The organism is Streptomyces sp. NBRC 110028, from assembly GCF_001417735.1.
Taxonomy (GTDB): domain Bacteria; phylum Actinomycetota; class Actinomycetes; order Streptomycetales; family Streptomycetaceae; genus Streptomyces.
Window position 1 is genome coordinate 1 of the sequence record NZ_BBUZ01000013.1, and the last position, 771, is coordinate 771.

Annotated in this window: 2 protein-coding genes; one reads left to right on the forward strand and one right to left on the reverse strand. The window is 69.9% G+C overall.

Annotated elements, in window-relative coordinates; genetic code table 11:
- A partial coding sequence (locus ASC60_RS42515) for a serine hydrolase domain-containing protein (RefSeq protein ID WP_234356719.1) occupies nucleotides 1–285 on the forward strand: 285 nt, incomplete at its 5' end.
- On the opposite strand, the gene ASC60_RS00080 is transcribed toward ASC60_RS42515, so the two are convergent.
- On the reverse strand, nucleotides 282–771 hold a 490-nt coding region (locus ASC60_RS00080), incomplete at its 5' end, for a serine hydrolase (protein WP_159043182.1). The genes ASC60_RS42515 and ASC60_RS00080 overlap by 4 nt on opposite strands.

Consider the following 771-nt stretch of genomic DNA (forward strand, 5'->3'; position numbering starts at 1 on the left):
TCGTACTCCAACACCAACTACGTTCTCGCCGCGATGATCATCCACAAGGTCACCGGCCGGAGTTGGGCACGGGAGGTGCGGGACCGGATCATCCGCCCGCTGGGCCTGAGGGACACCAGTACGCCCCGCGCGTTCCCGTTCATCCTGGGCCCGCACGCCCACGGCTACGCCGCGTTCGGCACAAGCCACTCGGCGCCCGCGTCGGTGGCCTGCCCTGCGCCGTACTGCCGCCCCCCACGGCGGGGTCTACGCGTACGTCGGCCCCTGAACCTGCCGTCTCGCTAGGAGCGGGTCCGGCACAGTTCCTGGTCCACGAGTGCGCTCATGGCCCTCTGCGTGCCCTTGCCGCCGTCACTGGTGACGTACACCACGGCGGTCCGGGCCCCGTCTCGGGTGACGCCACTCCAGGTGCGATAGCCGAGCAGTTCGCCCGGGTGACCGAAGTAGCTGCCGCCACAGGACAACGGGAGCTCGCCCAGGCCGAGTCCGTACCTCACGCCCAGCTCGGGCGCGGGCATGGTGGTCGTCATCTCGTCGAGCTGCGCCGGAGCCAGCAGACGGCCGCCGAGCAGTGCGGCGTAGAACCGGTTCAGGTCGTGCGTGGTGCTGATGATGGAGCCGGAGCCGACGGCCATACTTGGATTGAGCGTCGTGACGTCGGTGCTGGTGTTGGTGCCGAACGCGGCGTAGCCGTGGGCGTGCGGGCCCAGGATGAACGGGAACGCGCGGGGCGTACTGGTGTCCCTCAGGCCCAGCGGGCGGATGATCCGG